We start from the raw sequence: 16,609 nt of genomic DNA, 5'->3' as shown, positions 1-16,609 counted from the left end.
TGGGAGCGACCTGCGGCCGGCCGTGAACCCGCAGCAGCGGCCCTGCTGGGCTGGTTGGCCGACCCTCACGCGCCGCGCCTGTGCCTGATATCAGGCGGTGCCGGGTGCGGTAAGTCGGCGCTCCTGGCCTGGCTGGTCCACCATGGCCGCAGGCTTGGTACGCCGGCGGAGCGCGCAATCCACGCGGTGGTCCCGCTTGAGGGGCAGAGCGTACGGGGAACGGTGTGGGCGCTCGCTGACCAGCTAGGGGTGGTGGCCCGGGCCCCGGGGGAGCTGGTGGAGGCGCTGGGGGCCGACACTCGCCGTACCGTGGTAGTTCTGCCTGACCTGGACTCGAGCCACTCGCCCGAGGCCTTGACCGAACTGGTCCTCATGCTGGCTGAGTTGGCTCATGCCCGGCTGATCGTCGAGGTGCGTTCAGGGAGCCGCGCTCATGAACTCCTCACAGGAAATCGGGCCGCGGAGCTCGACCTGGACCTGGAGCAGTGGACGGACTGGGCGCGCTATGAGGCGTGGCGGGCGGAGTCGGGGGAGAACCGGGCTCCGGCTCCTGAACCCCATGAACCTCTTCGGGTGGACCTGGACGACCCGGCGGCGGTCTGCGCGGCCGACGCTTTGCTTGTCAGCGCTGCTTACGAAAACGAATCGGACGACCACGGGGGTCTCCGTGCAGCGTGGTTGAGGGCGGGCCAGTCCCTGATCCGCGACCAGGCCCCGCCGGACCGCGCGCTGGTCCTGCTCACCGCACTGGGCGACGGCGCCGACCCGCGCCTGGGACCTGCTCTTGCCTCACTCGCCGAAGCCGCGCCATGGCGTGCGGTGTGGTCGCGCGGTCGGGGCGATCTCACTCCGCCCTGGCCGGGCCCGGTAGCCGCGCTGGCAAGTGGCTCCGGCCCCCTCGACGGCCAACTGCTGACGGCCGATCACCTTGGCACCGTCCGCCTGCTGAATGCGGCTGACGCATCGGCGAACGACCGCCGGACGCCGCTTTCGGGACGGATCGCGGCGATGGCAGAACTGCCGGACGGCTCGGTCCTGGTGCTGGATGGGTCAGGCCGAGTACGCGCGGAACGCGCCTGGGTGGCCCGCCCGGCGGGATCCGGCATCGAGGCGTTACTGAACGATGGCCCCACGCAGACGGAGCGCCTCACCGAGGCAATGGAGAAGTACGAGGTCACGGCGTTGACCGCGGTCGGGGGAATGGCGGCCGTGGGCGACGCAACGGGCACGGTGCGCGCCTTCGACGACGGCAGCGCAGCTGTCCGCATGCACAAGGGACGCGTCACGGCTCTCGCCGCGCTTGAAGTGCCGCTCGGCGAGAACGGGACAACGGCACCTCTGATCTACAGCGGGGGAGCGGATGGGACGGTGCGCGTCTGGTCGCCGGGTGACGAACCTCTTGCGACGCCAGTCACCGAAGCCCCGTGCCCGGTGGTCGCCCTGGCAGCAGCGTTCACACCGGACGGTCCGGTGCTGGCAGTTGGCTGGCGCGACGGCCGGGTCGAGTACCGCGCCCTCGAGTCGGGCAGGACATCGACCTTTTGCCCGGGTTCACCAGTGAGGGCTCTATCGGCAACAGCCCGAGGAGACCTGATGATCGGCACGGACGAGTCCTTGATCTGCCTACGGCCCCAGTAGGTGGCTCGTCCGACACCCTTGCAGTCACTCAAAGTTGACGATCACTCATTCGATTGCAAGAGTGAAGGGAGTTGACTGCGAGGGGGGCGTGTCACGTGGGGAAGCAGCTGCCTGACGAACTCGTCGAGGTCCTCGATCTCATAGGTATCGAGTGGCCTCAGATCGACGAGGACGAGATCAAGGCGTCGGCGAAGGACTACCGGCATCTGGCGGAGGGCATCCGCGACGCGGTCAAGGAAGGCAACAACGCCTGCTCGAACATCGTCGCCGGCAAGAGCAAGGGCAAGACGGTCACGGCGATCGACAAGCGCTGGGGCAAACTCACCACGAAGGACCTAACGACCTTCGCCAAGGGCTGCGACGACCTGGCGGGGGCGCTCGACGACTGCGCGGACCTGATCGTCGGCTGCAAGATCGCGGTCATCACCGAACTCAGCACGACCGCCGCTGCCGCCACCGCAGGGGTCATCGGCATGTTCTTTACGGCCGGCCTCAGCGGGCTCCTGAGTGCGGCTGCGATCGCAGCCGCGCGCATCGCGATCCACGAGGCCATCGACTACGCGATCGACGAGATCACGACGATCGTCTCCGAGAAGATCGAAGCCAAGATTCTCTCGGAGATCGAGAAGCTCTTCACGGACCGACTCGGCTCGGACGATGACGCGGACGTGAAGGCTGTGGGAAGCGCCCTCATGGCCCAGGACCTGGTCATCGAGTTCGACGAGTTCGACAAGGCGTCCGGCGACTACAAGAAGACCGCCAAGAACTTCGACGAGAAGAAAGGTTCCTTCAAGGAGGGTGGCGGCAAGCGCCGTTCGTCTCTCAAGAAGGACAGCCGCTTCGCCAAGCTGGGCACCGCCATGGACAAGGCGGAGGACGCGGTCGAGAAGAAGTCCGACGAGATGGTCAAGACGCTGGAGGACCACGGCGGCAAGATCGACAAGAGCAAGCGGAGCCACGAGGAGCACGAGAAGCGGCGCAAGCGGGAGTTCGAGAAGTGCGGGGACGGCAAAGAAGTCCCGATGTATCTTCTCAACGCTGACGGAAGCGTCAAGGAACTGCTCCCCAACGGACAAACGCGAAACCTGTCTCCCAATGATTCATCGGGAATTAAGGACATACTTGAAGGAGGGACTGCCGCCTGGCGGCCTCAGACCCCGAAGGAGAAGAAGGAGTATCCGGTTCCCCTTGGCCGTAAGGGGCCCAAGACTGTCTCCCAAAAGATCGCACCGGGAAGTACGGATCTCTCGCGGGCCACTGAGATTGCTCGCTTCGCCAAGGGTGACTACAAAGGGACAAATTTCGCGGCGGGTAGGTATGTAAGCCCTGACACAGGGAAGGAGATGATCCTGGTTGGGGATAGTGGAGGGCCGCATTCGGAGAGGTCGATCGGGTATCCGCTGCTCAAGCATAATCGGGAGTCTGGACTTAAGGAGATTTATACGGAGCGGGAACCGTGCCAACTTTCACCGAAATGTGACCAATGGTTAAATATGTATTTTGACCCCGACCTGAAGGTAACTCACTCTGCTGATTATGATCAATCGGAGAAGAACCTCTACAGGCGGGACAGAGAGCATAGGGAGTACATGGGAGAGCTTGAGAAGCGGCATAAGAGCCAGGGCGCTCCCTGACGAGCTCGGCGTGAATGGGTGGGTGAAGTGAATGCTGGCGAATTTGTCTCCAGAGGAAGTGCGAAATACCTTCGGTCTTCTCGGAGTTGTCTACTATGCGGAGCCTGCTGGCTCTGGCTTGCATGCGGATACGGCCGATTTCCTCGCACGGATAGGGCTTCCGGATAATTCAATGTTCTCTCCCAAGGCAGACATTGATGATGTCGAGCGCAGCATGAAGATGCTGCCTAGCCTGAAAGAGGTCTTTGGAGCGGATGGGCCTGATTGTCCACCAGAGTCGGAGGGTTGGGAGGTCCTGGGGAGGTTTGTGTACGCGCTGGTAGCCATTGATCCGCAGGACGGAAGAGTCTACGCCTTCCCGGAAGGTGAGGAGTTCTATGTTCCCTTGCATGCTGACGTCTCGTCGTTCGTTCATTCGCTGATTGTTCTTGAACAGGGAGGGTACAAGGGGATCCCGAATGATGAAGAATATAGATCGCGGGCTGCCGTGGTGAATCGCATGCAGGAGCGGATCGTTGCAGTCGACCCAACTCCCTTCGGTACTGCGGAGAGTGAATGGGTAAGAATCTTCGAGGAAATCACCATGGGGATGTGGGGCTGATCCAGGCTCACAGCTCGATCCGGTCGCGGATCCAGCGGGCGAGGTCGGCCTCCTCCTTGGGTAACTCCTCGCCATCCGGCCATGGGTGGAGCGCGAGTACTCCCATGGTGAGGTTGCCATACGGGCCGTTGTCCGGGGCGTGGCCGACGACGAGGCCGTGGTTGTTCCAGCGCCAGATGGTGTAGGGCGGGTCCGTTGCCAAACAGTGGTCACCGTCGCGGGCTGTGCGCAGGGGCGGACCCAGTTCGGCAGTGACGACGGACACTGCCTCGGCGAAAACCGCTTCGCCCTGTGCCGTCGTCGGGGCGGTCGCGAAGAGCCAGTCGGGCTGCTCACCCCACTCCTGCATGAGGTCCGCCCAGTCATCACTGCCGTCCGCGTTTTCCGGGTATGTGTTCGCGAAGGTCAGGACGAAGGTCGACTCCGGGTCACCCATCGAGGCGAAGTAGTTGCTGGCCCACAGGACATGACCGCTTCTGGTGCGCTCGGCGCAGTCCACGAGGTCCGAGGACTTCCAGCCGAGTTGCTTGGCGACCTCGTTCAAGCCGTCCTTGGGGATCGGCTCCATGCAGGGGAGGCTGAGCAACTCCTGTATCGCCGCTGGGGTCAGCGGCAGCCAGGCCATGGACTTCAGGGCGGGCTCAGGCACCGGCGGTGTGGGTGATGAAGGCGGTCCAGGCGGTGGGGGAGAGGGCGAGCTGGGGGCCCGTGGTGTTCTTGGAGTCGCGGATGTGGATCGTGGTGGGGCAGGTGGCGACCTCTACGCAGTCGTCTCCGTCGCCGCTGCTGTGGCTCGACTTGTGCCAGGCGAGGGCGACTTCGACGCAGTCTCCGTCGCCGCCGCTACTGTAGCTGCTCTTGAACCAGGCCAGTTCGGTGGTGTTCACAGCGCTCCTCGCAGTCGCTCCAACAGGCCCACGGAATCCTCGGAAGTGAGGGCCTGTGAGCGCAGTTTCGCATACCGCATCTGGAGCACACTGATCTCTTTTGGGTCGGAGAGGAACTGGCCGCCGCGCTGGCCCTCGCAGTACCCGAACCACTGGTTGTCTGGAGTCTCTAGCAACCGAATAGGGCCGCCCATCCCTGCGTGTGCCTCCCGCGCCAGCGGCATCAGCTGGATCTCGATGTTCCGCAGTCCGCCGACGCTGAGTACATGGTCAATGAGGTCGCAGGTGGCATCGACCCCGCCTGTGCGGCGCAGGAAGATATGTTCTTCGAGGATGAAACTGAACGCTGTGTTCGGCCTGTCCCTGAGCAGGCGTTGGCGTTCCTGACGTGCCTCCATCTGGGCATCGACCTGTTCGTCGGCGAGTGGCGGGACCCGGTTCTCGAACAACGTCCGCGCGTACGCCTCCGTCTGCAACAAGCCGGGAATCAACCGGCACTCGTACGTATCGAGGCTGATCGCCAGCCCCTCCAGCCCCGCCCACTGCCGGAACCACGACGCCAGTCCCGGATTGCGCGACAGATGCCGGGCCATCGCCCGCAGCACCCCGAACGCCTCCAGTTCGGCCTCCGCCCGGTCGATCAGCAGCTTCGGCGGAAAGCGTCTGCCCTGCTCCACCGAGCCGAGGAAGCTCGGCGAGTACCGGACCTTCGGGGCCAGTGACTCCTGCGTGTACCCCGCGTGCTTGCGGAAGGTCTTGAACGCGGCGCCGAACGCCTTCAGGCTGTCGGACGGTTCGGGTTCGGTGTAGTCGGCCGTCATGCACCTTATGGTCACGGTCAGTTACTGGCCCTGTCCATACCGCGAACTCGTACGCTCACTCAGCGTACGAGTTGCGTCGCTGGTCATCCGGGGTACGCGCCCGGCACGGTGACCGCATGCCTGCTCAGACGAAGCCTCAAAACCCCGTCACCGTACGTGTGTTCGCGCAACGGTTCAGCTCCACGCGGCTCGGCGCCCGGCTCGCGCGGCATCTCGCCGTGCAGCGGCTCGACGCCTGGGGGATTCCGTACGACACCGACCTGTCGGACGCCGCCGCCCTCATCGTCGCCGAGCTCGCCGCGAACGCCGTCACCCATGGCCGCGTGCCCGGACGGGACTTCGAGCTGCGGCTCACGCTGACGGCGGACACTCTGCGGATCGAGGTCTCCGACGCCCGCGGTGAGAGACGGCCGAGAGAGGTGCAGCCCGAGGGGGAGTCGGGGCGTGGGCTTCTCCTGGTCGCGGCCCTGGCCGACCGGTGGAGCGTGCACGATCGCGTGCCCGTCGGTAAGACCGTGCGCGCGGATGTCTGCCTGCTGGACTAATCTGTACGGCCATTGACGAAGTCCGAACAAATGGGGGCCGTTCATGTCCGCGGAGTTGCCGGAGTCGTCCATACCCGACGAGGCGTGGGAGAGGTTCCAGCGGGAGAGCGAGGGGCCCGCGCGGCTCGCGGCGCCCAAGGAGCCGTCTGCGCGGGCGCGGATGGTGGCCGAGCGGCTGCGCAGGGCGGACGAGGAAGCCGCGCGGCAGCAGGGGAGGGCGCGCGGCCGGGGGAGGAAGGCGCCTCTGCGGGCCGAGCCGGACGCCTGGCGGGCCTGGCAGACGCGAGGGACGCGGCGCCCGCGGCGGAGCAGGGTTCCGGGGATCGCCTGGGTGGTCGTGGCGGTCGTCGTCGTACTTCTCGTCATGAACCCGCAGCGGACGCTCTGGTGGCTTTACTGAGCCCGGTGCTCAGCTCGGCGGTGGCTCCAGGCCCGTCAGCAGCGAGGCGACGTCCAGGCCGGTCATGAGGTACTGCTCGAATGCCGGGTTGTGCAAGGCCCACGGCGAGCGCCGGAGCCTGACCCGGTCGATCGCCCCCTCGCTGTCGTGGCCAAGCTCGATCAGCGTCTGCGCGGCCACCAGGCCCGAGCGGTTGTAGCCGGAGTAGCAGCGTACGAGCACGGTGCGCCGGGCGCGTATGGCATCGGCGGCCAGCACCGCCAGCCGGCGGACGCTGTCGATCTCATCGGCCGTCAGCCAGCTGTCGGGGATGGGCGCGATGTGGTGCTCGACGCCCCCGGGCGGGCCGTGGCCCTCGCGTGTGTACAGGCTGATCACCATGTCGAACTCGCGGTCCACGACGACATCCTGGTGCCGCTGGTCACCGTCCGACCAGACGTGGCCGCCCATCCACAGACCGGTTGTGATCTCGTCCCAGCGCGAGTGCGGCTCCGGAACGTGACCTTCCCTGCGGCGCGTTCTCATGGTGCCTTCGTTCCGCTCATGCCGCCGGTTCCGGCTGCGCCGAGGACGTCTGGACCGGCACCGTCGGGGCCAGTTGCGCGCCCAGCCACACCGGTACGCCACCCAGCAGCCGGAACAGTCGGCCCGCCTCGGCCCGCAGGCGGCTTGCCTCGGGTTCCGGTTCGCAGTCGGCCAGCGCGGCGAGCGCGGGGGCCGTACCGATGAGATAGCCCAACTCCTCGCGGATCCGCAGCGACTCGGAGAAGCCGTGCCGGGCCTCCGCCAACTCGCCTTCCCGCAGGGCGAGTCCGGCCTGGTGGTGCCAGGTGAAGGAGAGCAGCAGCGCATCGCCCTGGGCGGTCGCCCCCTCGTGCGCGCGGCGGTAGGCGGCGAGGGCGGCCTGCGGGGAATCGGCGATGTGCTCGGCGACGAGGCCGCGGCGGAAGTCGAGCAGCGGGCGGCCGGGCGAGGTGGGGGCGAGTAGCGCCGCGGCGCGGCCGAGCGCGGCACTGGCCTCGTCGGCGCGGTCGCGCACGCCGAGCCGGGTCGCGGCGTACGCCAGCCGCCCGCGCTCGCAGGCCGCGCCGCCGCGTTCGTCGTCGTCCCTCGCCACCGCCTCGGCGTTGCGCAGCGCGTCCTCGGCCTCCGCCCAGCCCTCGCCGGTGAACAGACAGCGCTCGACGAGCAGTCCGGCGCGTTCCAGCGCGGCGGCGGGATCTGGGGCATGGGGTTCGAGCAGGGCCGCTGCGTCGGTCCAACAGCCGCGCGAGCGCAGCCGCCATACCGCGGTCTGGAGGGGATCGTCACCTGCAGTGGTTCCGGAACCAGACATGGCGGTATGCGCCACTTGCCCTCCCCGAGCACGCCATTGAGCTGTTGAGTCTGTCGCATCTCAGCATGGATAGGTATGCCTGGCCAAGGGGTCAGGTGAATGAATTCACAATCGAGGGGCCGGGGGGACACTTGTTCGGCCCGGCCGATGGCTTCGCGTGCGAGTGCTCCACCCGTCAGTCGTCGAAGCGGTGCCGGGAGGCCTCGATGTGACCGAGGTACTGGTGGGTCCAATCGCACAGTCCGTCGATCGTCACCCGCAGGGCCTGGCCCGGCTCGGTGAGGGCATACTCGACCCGCGGCGGCACGACGGGGTGCACCGTCCGCTCGACCAGGCCGTTGCGCTCCAGCATGCGCAGGTTCTGGGTGAGCATCTTGTGACTGACGCCCTCGATCTCGTTCCGCAACTCGCTGAAGCGCAAGGTGCGTTCACCAAGAGACTCGATGATCAGGAGCGCCCACTTGTTGGCGACGTCCGAGAAGATCTCCCGCGCCAGAGAGTCCGCACGCCTCAGGTCCGCATCCTCGGGCGAGCCGCTGAACTGCTTGGTCACCATCAGGTTCCCCAGTCACCGAAAAGTGCGTTCTTCCATGTCAGCGGTCACTCTCCTACGGTTCCTGAGTAACCACAAGAGAGCGGCACTCATGCCAATGGAGGCAGGCAGCATGGCCATCACCCTGGTAAACCCCAGCGGACTGCCGGAAATCGACGCCTACCGGCAGGTGTCGATCGCGACCGGGTCGAAGCTGGTCTTCATCGCCGGGCAGGTCGCCTGGGACGTCGACGGTGTCACGGTCGGGGAAGGCGACCTCGCCGCTCAGGTCGAGCAGTGCTACCAAAACATCGGCACCGCCCTGGCCGAGGTCGGCGGCTGTTTCGACGACGTGGCGAAACTGACTGTCTACGTCGTCGACTGGACCCCCGACAAGATGCCCCTGCTCATGGAGGGGCTCGGTCGGGCGGCCGCGAAGCTGAGGGTCACCGCGACTCCCCCTGCCTCGCTGCTGGGCGTTGCGGCACTGGACGTACCCGAGCATCTGGTCGAGGTCGAAGCGACCGCGGTCATCGACTGAACAGGACGCGGTCCCGGGGCGCCGCCCGTCTCAGCTCATCCGCAGTGCCAGGAAGAAGTCCAGCTTGTCCTCCAGGCGCGACAAGTCGCGGCCGGTCAGCTGCTCGATCCGCCCCACCCGGTACCGCAGCGTGTTCACATGCAGATGCAGCCGCGTCGCGCACCTCGTCCACGACCCGTCGCAGTCCAAGAACGCCTCCAGCGTCGGAATCAGCTCCGCCCGGTGCCGCCGGTCGTAGTCGCGCAGCGGGTCCAGCAGCCGGGCCGTGAAAGCGCGCCGCACATCGTCCGGGACGAACGGCAGCAGCAGTACGTGCGAGGCCAGCTCATGGTGGCCGGCCGCGCAGACCCGGCCGGGGCGGGCCGCCGCCACCCGGCGGGCGTGGCGGGCCTCCTCCAGCGCCCCGCGCAGGCCCTCCGCCGAGCTGACGGCCGCGCTGACGCCCAGCGTGAGCCGCCCGTCGTCGGCGAGACCGGCCGAGAGGGGGGCGCGTACGGAGGCGAGCAGCGCGTCCGCGTGCAGTCCGGCTTCGGTGGACTCGATGTCGGGCGCGTCCGGGTCGGCGGGGTCGACGGGTACGGCGGGCAGCGGTACCAGCGCGATCGCCTCGTCGCCCGTGTGGGCCACCGCGATCCGGTCGGCGGAGTCGGTTCCGGGCGACGCCGGATCGACCAGGATCTCCTCGAGCAGTGACTGCGCGACCGGTCCGGCCTCGATCCTCGTGCCCGCCGTGGCTCCGGCGGTGGTGTCCTGGGCCCAGTCCACCCGGGCCACCACGACCTGCCAGTGCGGCGCGGTGCCGAGGCCGGGCAGCAGTACCGGAGCCGCGACCCGCAGCCGGGCCGCGATCTCGGCCGGTGCCGCACCTGTCTGGACCAGTTCCAGTACCTCCTGGGCGAGCCGTCGCCGTACCGTACGGGCCGCCTCGCGCCGGTCCCGCTCGACGGCGATCAGCTGGGTGACGCCCTGCAGCAGATCGAGCCGGGCGGCCGGCCAGTCGCCCGCGTCCGCCTCCACCGCCAGCAGCCAGTCCGACAGGACGCTCTCGCGTACATCCCGGGCGGCGGGGGCGGCTCCACGGCCGGTGTTACGGATCGGGAAGAGGGAGTACGTGGCTGAGCCCACGGTCGTCCGGTGCGGTCCGCGGCGGCCGGTGCGGATGGCGGCCAGATGCTCGCCCGCGAGCCTGGCGCCCGCCCCGGCGGGCAGCGGTTCGCCCGCGCCCGCGATCTGGCGTCCGGTGGGGGAGAGCACCCAGGCCCGAAGGTCCAGGTCGGAGCCGAGGAGGTCGAGCACGACCTCGGGGCCGCCGCCCGCCGGTCCCGATGTCATCAGCCGTCTGTGCCTGTCCACAACCGCCGCGAGATCCCCGGCCCGCTCGCCCGAGACCTGGCGTACGACATACTCTGTGATCGTCGCGAATGCAACGGACTCATTAACTGCAAAGAGTGGCAGTCGATGGCGCGAACACGCCTCGATCAGATCTCCGGGAATGTCCCCCAGCTCGGCCTCGCCGGCTGCCAGACCGGCCACCCCGGCGCCCGCCAGGATCCGGACGAACGGCTCGGAGTCGGCGGCGCTGCGCCGCCAGGCGAGCCCGGTCAGCACAAGTTCGCCGCCCGAGAGATAGCGGCTCGGGTCCCGCAGGTCGGTCGTCATCACGCCACGTACGCCGCGGTCCAGCTCGTCGTCGCCGCCGAGCAGCCGCAGTCCCAGCGCATCGGTTTCCAGAAGTGCGCGCAGCCGCATCTCGTCGCCGCCGATCTGTCTCGTTGTTGCCGGTGGCCTGTGGCCATGGTTTTCATGGGAAAACGGTGAGGTTACTGAGCCTCGCCTTTCGTTCGAATCTACAAGACAGGACAGGCGACCAGCCAACTCCTTCATGGTTTCGGTGACTGCACCGGGCGCGACACGGCTTGTGTACTGGGGCCACAGAGCGTTAACGGCACATGAATAACCAGTCGAGGGCCGACCGTCCGGGCCCGTTGCGACGAACGACCCCCGATTCAGAAGAAGTGAGAGCCACTCATGGACTTCCTTCGCCCCGCCAGCTGGGAGGAGGCGCTCGCCGCCAAGGCTGAGCACCCCACCGCTGTACCCATCGCGGGCGGCACCGATGTGATGGTCGAGATCAACTTCGACCACCGCCGGCCCGAGTACCTCCTGGACCTGAACCACATCGGCGAGCTGAACGAGTGGCAGGTCGGTGACGACACCGTCCGCCTGGGCGCCTCCGTTCCGTACACGCAGATCATGGAGAATCTCCGGGCCGAGCTGCCGGGTCTGGCGCTGGCGTCGCACACTGTGGCCTCCCCGCAGATCCGCAACCGCGGCGGCGTCGGCGGCAACCTCGGCACCGCGTCCCCCGCCGGTGACGCCCACCCGGCGCTGCTCGCCGCAGGCGCCGAGGTCGAGGCCGAGTCCGTGCGGGGCAGCCGCCTCATCCCCATCGACGAGTTCTACACCGGCGTGAAGCGCAACGCGCTCGCGGCGGACGAGCTGATCCGCGCCGTCCACATCAAGAAGGCCGACGGACCGCAGCAGTACTCCAAGGTCGGCACCCGCAACGCGATGGTCATCGCGGTCTGCGCCTTCGGCCTGGCCCTGCACCCCGAGACCCGCACGGTACGCACCGGCATCGGCTCCGCGGCCCCGACCCCGGTCCGCGCGAAGGCGGCTGAGGAGTTCCTGAACGCCGCGCTCGAAGAGGGCGGTTTCTGGGACAGCAAGAAGATCATCACCCCGTCGATCGCCAAGCAGTTCGCGGAGCTCGCCTCCGGCGGCTGCAACCCGATCGACGACGTGCGCGGCACCGCGAGCTACCGCCGCCACGCGGTCGGCATCATGGCCCGCCGGACCCTCGGCTGGACCTGGGAGGCCTTCCGCGGCAACGAGAGGAGCGCACAGTGCGCGTGAACTTCACGGTCAACGGTCGTCAGCAGGAAGCCGACGACGTGTGGGAGGGCGAGAGCCTTCTCTACGTACTGCGCGAGCGCATGGGCCTGCCGGGCTCCAAGAACGCGTGCGAGCAGGGCGAGTGCGGTTCCTGCACGGTCCGCCTGGACGGTGTCCCGGTCTGTTCCTGCCTCGTTGCCGCGGGTCAGGTCGAGGGCCGCGAGGTCGTGACGGTCGAGGGCCTGGCGGACTTCGCGAAGCAGCGTGCGGAGCAATCGGGTTGTGCGACCGGCGCCTGTGGCACCTCGCTCCAGGAGGCCCAGCAGTGGAGCGCGCAGGGCACCGACTCGCAGACCGGTGAGGGCACGGAACTCTCCCCGATCCAGCAGGCGTTCATCGACGCAGGAGCTGTCCAGTGCGGCTTCTGCACCCCCGGTCTCCTGGTCGCCGCCGACGAGCTGCTTGAGAGCAACGCCGAGCCGTCCGACGCGGACATCCGCGAGGCGCTCTCCGGCAACCTCTGCCGCTGCACCGGTTACGAGAAGATCCTCGACGCGGTCCGCCTCGCGGCCGCCCGTCAGGAAGAGGCGGTCTGACGATGGCGCAGCATCCACGAGTCGCCGCCGTTCCGGCCGGCACTCCCACCAGCATCTCCCAGGGTTCCAACACCAAGGGCGGCATCGGCGAGTCGACGCTCCGACCCGACGGCACCCTCAAGGTCACCGGTGAGTTCGCGTACTCCTCGGACATGTGGCACGAGGACATGCTCTGGGGCCAGACGCTCCGTTCCACCGTGGCGCACGCCGAGATCAAGTCCATCGACATCTCCGAAGCCGTGGCCATGCCCGGCGTGTACGCGGTGCTGACGTACGACGATCTGCCGGCCGCGATGAAGAACTACGGCCTGGAGATCCAGGACACCCCGGTTCTCGCGCACAAGAAGGTCCGCCACCACGGCGAGCCGGTGGCCCTGGTCGCCGCCGACCATCCGGAGACCGCGCGCCGGGCCGCCGCCAAGATCAAGATCGAGTACGTCGAGCTGCCGCTCATCACGGACGAAGCCTCGGCCACCGCGCCGGACGCGATCCTGGTTCACGAGGGCCGCGACGACCACCACATCGGTCATGTCCCGCACCCGAACATCGTGCACCGCCAGCCGATCGTCCGGGGCAACGCCGACGAGGCCGCCCGGCGTGCCGACGTGATCGTCAAGGGCGAGTACACCTTCGGCATGCAGGACCAGGCCTTCCTCGGCCCGGAGTCCGGCCTGGCCGTGCCTTCCGAGGACGGCGGCGTCGAGTTGTATGTCGCCACCCAGTGGCTGCACTCCGACCTCCGCCAGATCGCCCCGGTCCTCGGCCTGCCCGAGGAGAAGGTGCGGATGACGCTCTCCGGCGTCGGGGGCGCGTTCGGCGGCCGCGAGGACCTGTCGATGCAGATCCACGCCTGCCTCCTGGCGCTGCGCACCGGCAAGCCGGTCAAGATCGTCTACAACCGGTTCGAGTCCTTCTTCGGACACGTCCACCGGCACCCGGCGAAGCTCTACTACGAGCACGGCGCCACCAAGGACGGCAAGCTCACGCACATGAAGTGCAGGATCGTCCTGGACGGCGGCGCATACGCGTCGGCCTCCCCGGCGGTCGTGGGCAACGCCGCGTCCCTGAGCGTCGGCCCGTACGTCCTCGACGACGTCGACATCGAGTCGATCGCGCTCTACACCAACAACCCGCCCTGCGGCGCCATGCGCGGCTTCGGCGCGGTCCAGGCGTGCTTCGCCTACGAGGCCCAGATGGACAAGCTCGCGGCGAAGCTGGGCATCGACCCGGTCGAGTTCCGTCAGCTGAACGCCATGGAGCAGGGCACGATCATGCCGACCGGCCAGCCGGTCGACTCCCCGGCCCCGGTTGCCGAGTTGCTGCGCCGCGTCAAGGCCAGGCCGCTGCCGCCCGAGCAGCAGTGGCTGGCCGCCGGCGAGGAGGCGGACGTGCGCGCCCTGCCGGGCGGCCTGTCCAACACCACGCACGGCGAAGGCGTCGTACGAGGCGTCGGCTACGCGGTCGGCATCAAGAACGTCGGCTTCTCCGAGGGCTTCGACGACTACTCCACCGCGCGGGTGCGCATGGAGGTCGTGGGCGGCCAGCCGGTCGCGACCGTGCACACCGCGATGGCGGAGGTCGGCCAGGGCGGTGTCACAGTCCACGCGCAGATTGCCCGCACCGAGCTCGGCGTCACGCAGGTGACGATCGCACCGGCCGACACCCAGGTCGGCTCCGCCGGTTCGACGTCGGCATCGCGCCAGACGTACGTCACCGGCGGCGCGGTGAAGCACACCTGCGAGAACGTCCGCGAGAAGGTCCTGGAGATCGGCCGCCGCAAGTTCGGCTCGTACCACCCCGCCTGGGCCACCGCCGAGCTGCTGCTCGAAGGCGGCAAGGTCGTCACCGACGGCGGCGAGGTTCTCGCCGACCTGGTGGACGTCCTTGAGGACGAGGCGGTCGACCTGGAACTCGAGTGGCGCCACCGCCCCACCGAGGCCTTCGACCTGGTCACCGGCCAGGGCCACGGCCACGTCCAGTACTCCTTCGCCGCGCACCGCGCGGTGGTGGAGGTGGACACCGAGCTCGGCCTCGTCAAGGTCGTCGAGCTGGCCTGCGCCCAGGACGTCGGCAAGGCGCTCAACCCGCTGTCCGTCGTCGGCCAGATCCAGGGTGGCACCACCCAGGGCCTGGGCGTGGCGGTCATGGAGGAGATCATCGTCGACCCCAAGACCGCGAAGGTGCGCAACCCCTCCTTCACGGACTATCTGATCCCCACCATCCTCGACACGCCGACCATCCCCGTCGATGTGCTCGAACTGGCCGATGACCACGCGCCGTACGGACTGCGCGGCATCGGCGAGGCCCCGACCCTCTCCTCGACCCCGGCCGTCCTCGCGGCGATCCGGAACGCGACGGGTCTGGAGCTCAACAGGACGCCGGTACGCCCCGAGCACCTCACCGGCACCTGATCCACAAGCTCTCCGGGCGGTGCGCCGCGCCACGGAACGTCACTCCCCTGGCCTTCGGCATGGGGAACCCCACCCACCGCCCGTCCGCGCCGCCCGGAGAAACCAAGTACCGCACCGCTCGCGGTCCTTGCCGCAGTACCGCGCAGTACCCCAGCACCACAACCCAGTTCGTCTCGGGCCGTCCCCCGGGTCGTGCAGCAATGCAAGATCCCAAATCCCGCAGCCTCGTTGCTCACGCGGGTGCCCCTGTGAACCTTGGGAGTAGGCACCATGACCCAGCAGTCCCTTGAGACCAAGACAACGGCGGAGGACGCCGGCGCAGGTACCCGCCAGCCCGCCGGCAGGTCTTGGCTCGACCGGTATTTCCACATAACCCAGCGCGGGTCGACCATCGGTCAGGAGGTACGTGGCGGCATCACCACCTTCATGGCGATGGCGTACATCATCCTTCTCAACCCGGTGATTCTGTCGGTGCCTGATGCGACCGGCCACAAGCTCGACGGCGATCAGCTGACCACAGCCACCGTCTTCGCCGCGGCCGCCACCACCATCGTGATGGGCTTCATCGGCAATGTGCCGCTGGCCCTCGCCGCGGGACTGAGCGTCTCCGCCGTCATGGCATTCCAGGTCGCGCCCGAGATGACCTGGGAAAACGCGATGGGCATGTGCGTCATCTACGGCGCCATCATCGTTCTGCTCGTCGTCACCGGCCTGCGCGAACTCATCATGAACGCCATCCCCCTGGCGCTGAAGCACGCCATCACCATGGGGATCGGCCTGTTCGTGTGCCTCATCGGCCTGGTCCAGGCCGGCTTCGTCACCTCCATGCCGGGCCCCGGCGGCATCTCGGGCGCCAAGCCGATCCAGCTCGGCACGAGCGACATGCTCACCGGCTGGCCGGTGCTCTGCTTCGCGGTCACCGTCCTGCTGATCTTCCTGCTGCAGGTGCGCAAGGTCCCCGGCGCGATCCTCATCGGCATCGTCGGCGGCACCGTCTTCGCCGCACTGGTCCACCAGTTCGCCGGACTCGACAAGAAGGCCTGGGGCGGACTGAACGCCCCGGAGATCTCCGGCTCCATCGTCAGCACCCCTGACTTCGGCCTCTTCGGCAGCGTCTCCTTCGACGGCATCGGCAGCGTCGGTGGGATCACCGTCGGCGTCATCGTCTTCACCCTGGTGTTGGCCGGCTTCTTCGACGCCATGGGCACGATCATCGGCATCGGCCAGCAGGCCAACCTCGCCGACGACAAGGGCAAGATGCCCGGCCTCAACAAGGCCCTGGCCATCGACGGTGCGGGCGGCGCGTTCGGCGGCCTGGCCGGCGCTTCCGGCCAGACCGTGTTCGTCGAGTCCACCGCGGGCGTCGGCGACGGTGCGCGCACCGGCTTCGCGAGCGTGGTCACCGGCCTCGCCTTCACGCTCTGCCTGTTCTTCACCCCGCTGGCCCAGATCATCCCGACGCAGGTGGCCGCCGGTGCGCTCGTCGTCATCGGATCGATGATGCTGACGAATGCCAAGCACATCGACTGGAACGACCAGGCGACCTCGATCCCGGTCTTCCTGACCACCGTGCTGATGCCCTTCACGTACTCGATCACCGCGGGCATCGCGGCGGGTGTCATCGCCCACGTCCTGATCAAGACCGTGCAGGGCAAGGCGCGGGACGTCGGCTGGCTGATGTGGGTGCTGTCCATCGTGTTCCTGGCGTACTTCGCCCTTCACCCGATCGAGGGCTGGCTGGGAGTCAAGTAGGGCCTGGCTCTCGGATCAGC

At 67.9% G+C, this 16,609-nt stretch carries 17 protein-coding genes; 10 read left to right on the top strand and 7 right to left on the bottom strand.

Features of this window, described 5'->3' with window-relative positions:
• Positions 1–186 precede the first annotated feature (186 nt).
• From OG729_RS08280 to OG729_RS08270, 3 genes are all read left to right on the top strand, one after another.
• Positions 187–1,638 carry a hypothetical protein gene (locus OG729_RS08280; RefSeq protein WP_360868948.1) on the top strand — a complete coding sequence of 484 codons (1,452 nt, stop codon included), beginning with the start codon at positions 187–189 and terminating at the stop codon, positions 1,636–1,638.
• 95 nt (positions 1,639–1,733) lie between these two features.
• Complete coding sequence (locus OG729_RS08275; RefSeq protein ID WP_405805239.1) at positions 1,734–3,272, top strand: nucleic acid/nucleotide deaminase domain-containing protein; 1,539 nt, start codon at positions 1,734–1,736, stop codon at positions 3,270–3,272.
• A gap of 31 nt (positions 3,273–3,303) precedes the next feature.
• Positions 3,304–3,873 (top strand): SUKH-4 family immunity protein, encoded by a 570-nt coding sequence (locus OG729_RS08270; RefSeq protein WP_405805238.1) that lies wholly within the window; start codon positions 3,304–3,306, stop codon positions 3,871–3,873.
• A 7-nt stretch (positions 3,874–3,880) separates the two neighbouring features.
• Here the strand turns inward: OG729_RS08270 and OG729_RS08265 are convergent, their stop codons facing one another.
• Genes OG729_RS08265 through OG729_RS08255 form a run of 3 tightly spaced genes read right to left on the bottom strand, consistent with a single transcriptional unit; the run spans position 3,881 to position 5,581 of the window.
• Positions 3,881–4,522 (bottom strand): hypothetical protein, encoded by a 642-nt coding sequence (locus tag OG729_RS08265; protein ID WP_360868940.1) that lies wholly within the window; start codon positions 4,520–4,522, stop codon positions 3,881–3,883.
• Positions 4,515–4,760 carry a DUF397 domain-containing protein gene (locus tag OG729_RS08260; protein ID WP_405805237.1) on the bottom strand — a complete coding sequence of 82 codons (246 nt, stop codon included), beginning with the start codon at positions 4,758–4,760 and terminating at the stop codon, positions 4,515–4,517. The genes OG729_RS08265 and OG729_RS08260 overlap by 8 nt, the downstream gene beginning before the upstream one ends.
• The gene (locus OG729_RS08255) at positions 4,757–5,581 is read right to left on the bottom strand and encodes a helix-turn-helix domain-containing protein (RefSeq protein ID WP_405805236.1); all 825 of its coding nucleotides are present in this window, start codon (positions 5,579–5,581) and stop codon (positions 4,757–4,759) included. The genes OG729_RS08260 and OG729_RS08255 overlap by 4 nt, the downstream gene beginning before the upstream one ends.
• A 116-nt stretch (positions 5,582–5,697) precedes the next feature.
• Here OG729_RS08255 and OG729_RS08250 point away from each other — a divergent pair, with 116 nt between their 5' ends.
• Together OG729_RS08250 and OG729_RS08245 are read left to right on the top strand one after the other, a co-directional pair.
• The gene (locus OG729_RS08250; protein WP_405805234.1) at positions 5,698–6,126 is read left to right on the top strand and encodes an ATP-binding protein; all 429 of its coding nucleotides are present in this window, start codon (positions 5,698–5,700) and stop codon (positions 6,124–6,126) included.
• 43 nt (positions 6,127–6,169) lie between these two features.
• Positions 6,170–6,526, top strand: coding sequence for a hypothetical protein (locus tag OG729_RS08245; protein WP_405805232.1), 357 nt, complete (start codon positions 6,170–6,172; stop codon positions 6,524–6,526).
• A gap of 9 nt (positions 6,527–6,535) precedes the next feature.
• Here OG729_RS08245 and OG729_RS08240 read toward each other — a convergent pair whose 3' ends face one another.
• The 3 genes from OG729_RS08240 to OG729_RS08230 form a co-directional block, all read right to left on the bottom strand.
• Entirely contained in the window at positions 6,536–7,051 is a 516-nt protein-coding gene (locus OG729_RS08240) for a protein phosphatase (protein ID WP_360868927.1), read from the bottom strand.
• Positions 7,052–7,067: 16 nt separating this feature from the next.
• Positions 7,068–7,862 (bottom strand): hypothetical protein, encoded by a 795-nt coding sequence (locus tag OG729_RS08235; RefSeq protein ID WP_405805231.1) that lies wholly within the window; start codon positions 7,860–7,862, stop codon positions 7,068–7,070.
• A gap of 175 nt (positions 7,863–8,037) precedes the next feature.
• Entirely contained in the window at positions 8,038–8,418 is a 381-nt protein-coding gene (locus OG729_RS08230) for a winged helix-turn-helix transcriptional regulator (protein ID WP_405805229.1), read from the bottom strand.
• 109 nt (positions 8,419–8,527) lie between these two features.
• Between OG729_RS08230 and OG729_RS08225 the strand changes: the two genes are divergently transcribed.
• Positions 8,528–8,935, top strand: a complete 408-nt coding sequence (locus tag OG729_RS08225; RefSeq protein WP_405805227.1) for a RidA family protein — start codon at positions 8,528–8,530, stop codon at positions 8,933–8,935.
• A 30-nt stretch (positions 8,936–8,965) separates the two neighbouring features.
• On the opposite strand, the gene OG729_RS08220 is transcribed toward OG729_RS08225, so the two are convergent.
• Entirely contained in the window at positions 8,966–10,684 is a 1,719-nt protein-coding gene (locus OG729_RS08220; protein ID WP_405805226.1) for a PucR family transcriptional regulator, read from the bottom strand.
• 279 nt (positions 10,685–10,963) lie between these two features.
• Between OG729_RS08220 and OG729_RS08215 the strand changes: the two genes are divergently transcribed.
• The 4 genes from OG729_RS08215 (at position 10,964) to OG729_RS08200 (ending at position 16,589) form a co-directional block, all read left to right on the top strand.
• A complete protein-coding gene (locus OG729_RS08215; protein ID WP_405805224.1) occupies positions 10,964–11,851 on the top strand; it encodes an FAD binding domain-containing protein in 888 nt (295 codons plus the stop codon).
• Positions 11,842–12,426, top strand: coding sequence for a (2Fe-2S)-binding protein (locus OG729_RS08210; RefSeq protein ID WP_405805223.1), 585 nt, complete (start codon positions 11,842–11,844; stop codon positions 12,424–12,426). The genes OG729_RS08215 and OG729_RS08210 overlap by 10 nt, the downstream gene beginning before the upstream one ends.
• Before the next feature lie 2 nt (positions 12,427–12,428).
• Positions 12,429–14,837 carry a xanthine dehydrogenase family protein molybdopterin-binding subunit gene (locus OG729_RS08205; RefSeq protein WP_405805221.1) on the top strand — a complete coding sequence of 803 codons (2,409 nt, stop codon included), beginning with the start codon at positions 12,429–12,431 and terminating at the stop codon, positions 14,835–14,837.
• A 270-nt stretch (positions 14,838–15,107) separates the two neighbouring features.
• Positions 15,108–16,589 carry an NCS2 family permease gene (locus tag OG729_RS08200; protein ID WP_405805220.1) on the top strand — a complete coding sequence of 494 codons (1,482 nt, stop codon included), beginning with the start codon at positions 15,108–15,110 and terminating at the stop codon, positions 16,587–16,589.
• The last annotated feature ends 20 nt before the right edge of the window (positions 16,590–16,609 follow it).

The organism is Streptomyces sp. NBC_00210 (assembly GCF_045160975.1).
In the GTDB taxonomy this organism is placed as follows: domain Bacteria; phylum Actinomycetota; class Actinomycetes; order Streptomycetales; family Streptomycetaceae; genus Streptomyces.
The sequence above is the reverse complement of the archived record's forward strand: the minus strand, read 5'-3'. Positions and strand labels throughout refer to the sequence as shown.

What these genes read in the sequence shown, in the direction of transcription:
- OG729_RS08220 (WP_405805226.1), bottom strand. Translation starts at nt 10,684, where the DNA reads ATGCGGCTGCGCGCACTTCTGGAAACCGATGCGCTGGGACTGCGGCTG.
- OG729_RS08255 (WP_405805236.1), bottom strand. Translation starts at nt 5,581, where the DNA reads ATGACGGCCGACTACACCGAACCCGAACCGTCCGACAGCCTGAAGGCG.
- OG729_RS08235 (WP_405805231.1), bottom strand. Translation starts at nt 7,862, where the DNA reads ATGTCTGGTTCCGGAACCACTGCAGGTGACGATCCCCTCCAGACCGCG.
- OG729_RS08230 (WP_405805229.1), bottom strand. Translation starts at nt 8,418, where the DNA reads ATGGTGACCAAGCAGTTCAGCGGCTCGCCCGAGGATGCGGACCTGAGG.
- OG729_RS08270 (WP_405805238.1), top strand. Translation starts at nt 3,304, where the DNA reads ATGCTGGCGAATTTGTCTCCAGAGGAAGTGCGAAATACCTTCGGTCTT.
- OG729_RS08250 (WP_405805234.1), top strand. Translation starts at nt 5,698, where the DNA reads ATGCCTGCTCAGACGAAGCCTCAAAACCCCGTCACCGTACGTGTGTTC.
- OG729_RS08225 (WP_405805227.1), top strand. Translation starts at nt 8,528, where the DNA reads ATGGCCATCACCCTGGTAAACCCCAGCGGACTGCCGGAAATCGACGCC.
- OG729_RS08240 (WP_360868927.1), bottom strand. Translation starts at nt 7,051, where the DNA reads ATGAGAACGCGCCGCAGGGAAGGTCACGTTCCGGAGCCGCACTCGCGC.
- OG729_RS08200 (WP_405805220.1), top strand. Translation starts at nt 15,108, where the DNA reads ATGACCCAGCAGTCCCTTGAGACCAAGACAACGGCGGAGGACGCCGGC.
- OG729_RS08215 (WP_405805224.1), top strand. Translation starts at nt 10,964, where the DNA reads ATGGACTTCCTTCGCCCCGCCAGCTGGGAGGAGGCGCTCGCCGCCAAG.
- OG729_RS08245 (WP_405805232.1), top strand. Translation starts at nt 6,170, where the DNA reads ATGTCCGCGGAGTTGCCGGAGTCGTCCATACCCGACGAGGCGTGGGAG.
- OG729_RS08205 (WP_405805221.1), top strand. Translation starts at nt 12,429, where the DNA reads ATGGCGCAGCATCCACGAGTCGCCGCCGTTCCGGCCGGCACTCCCACC.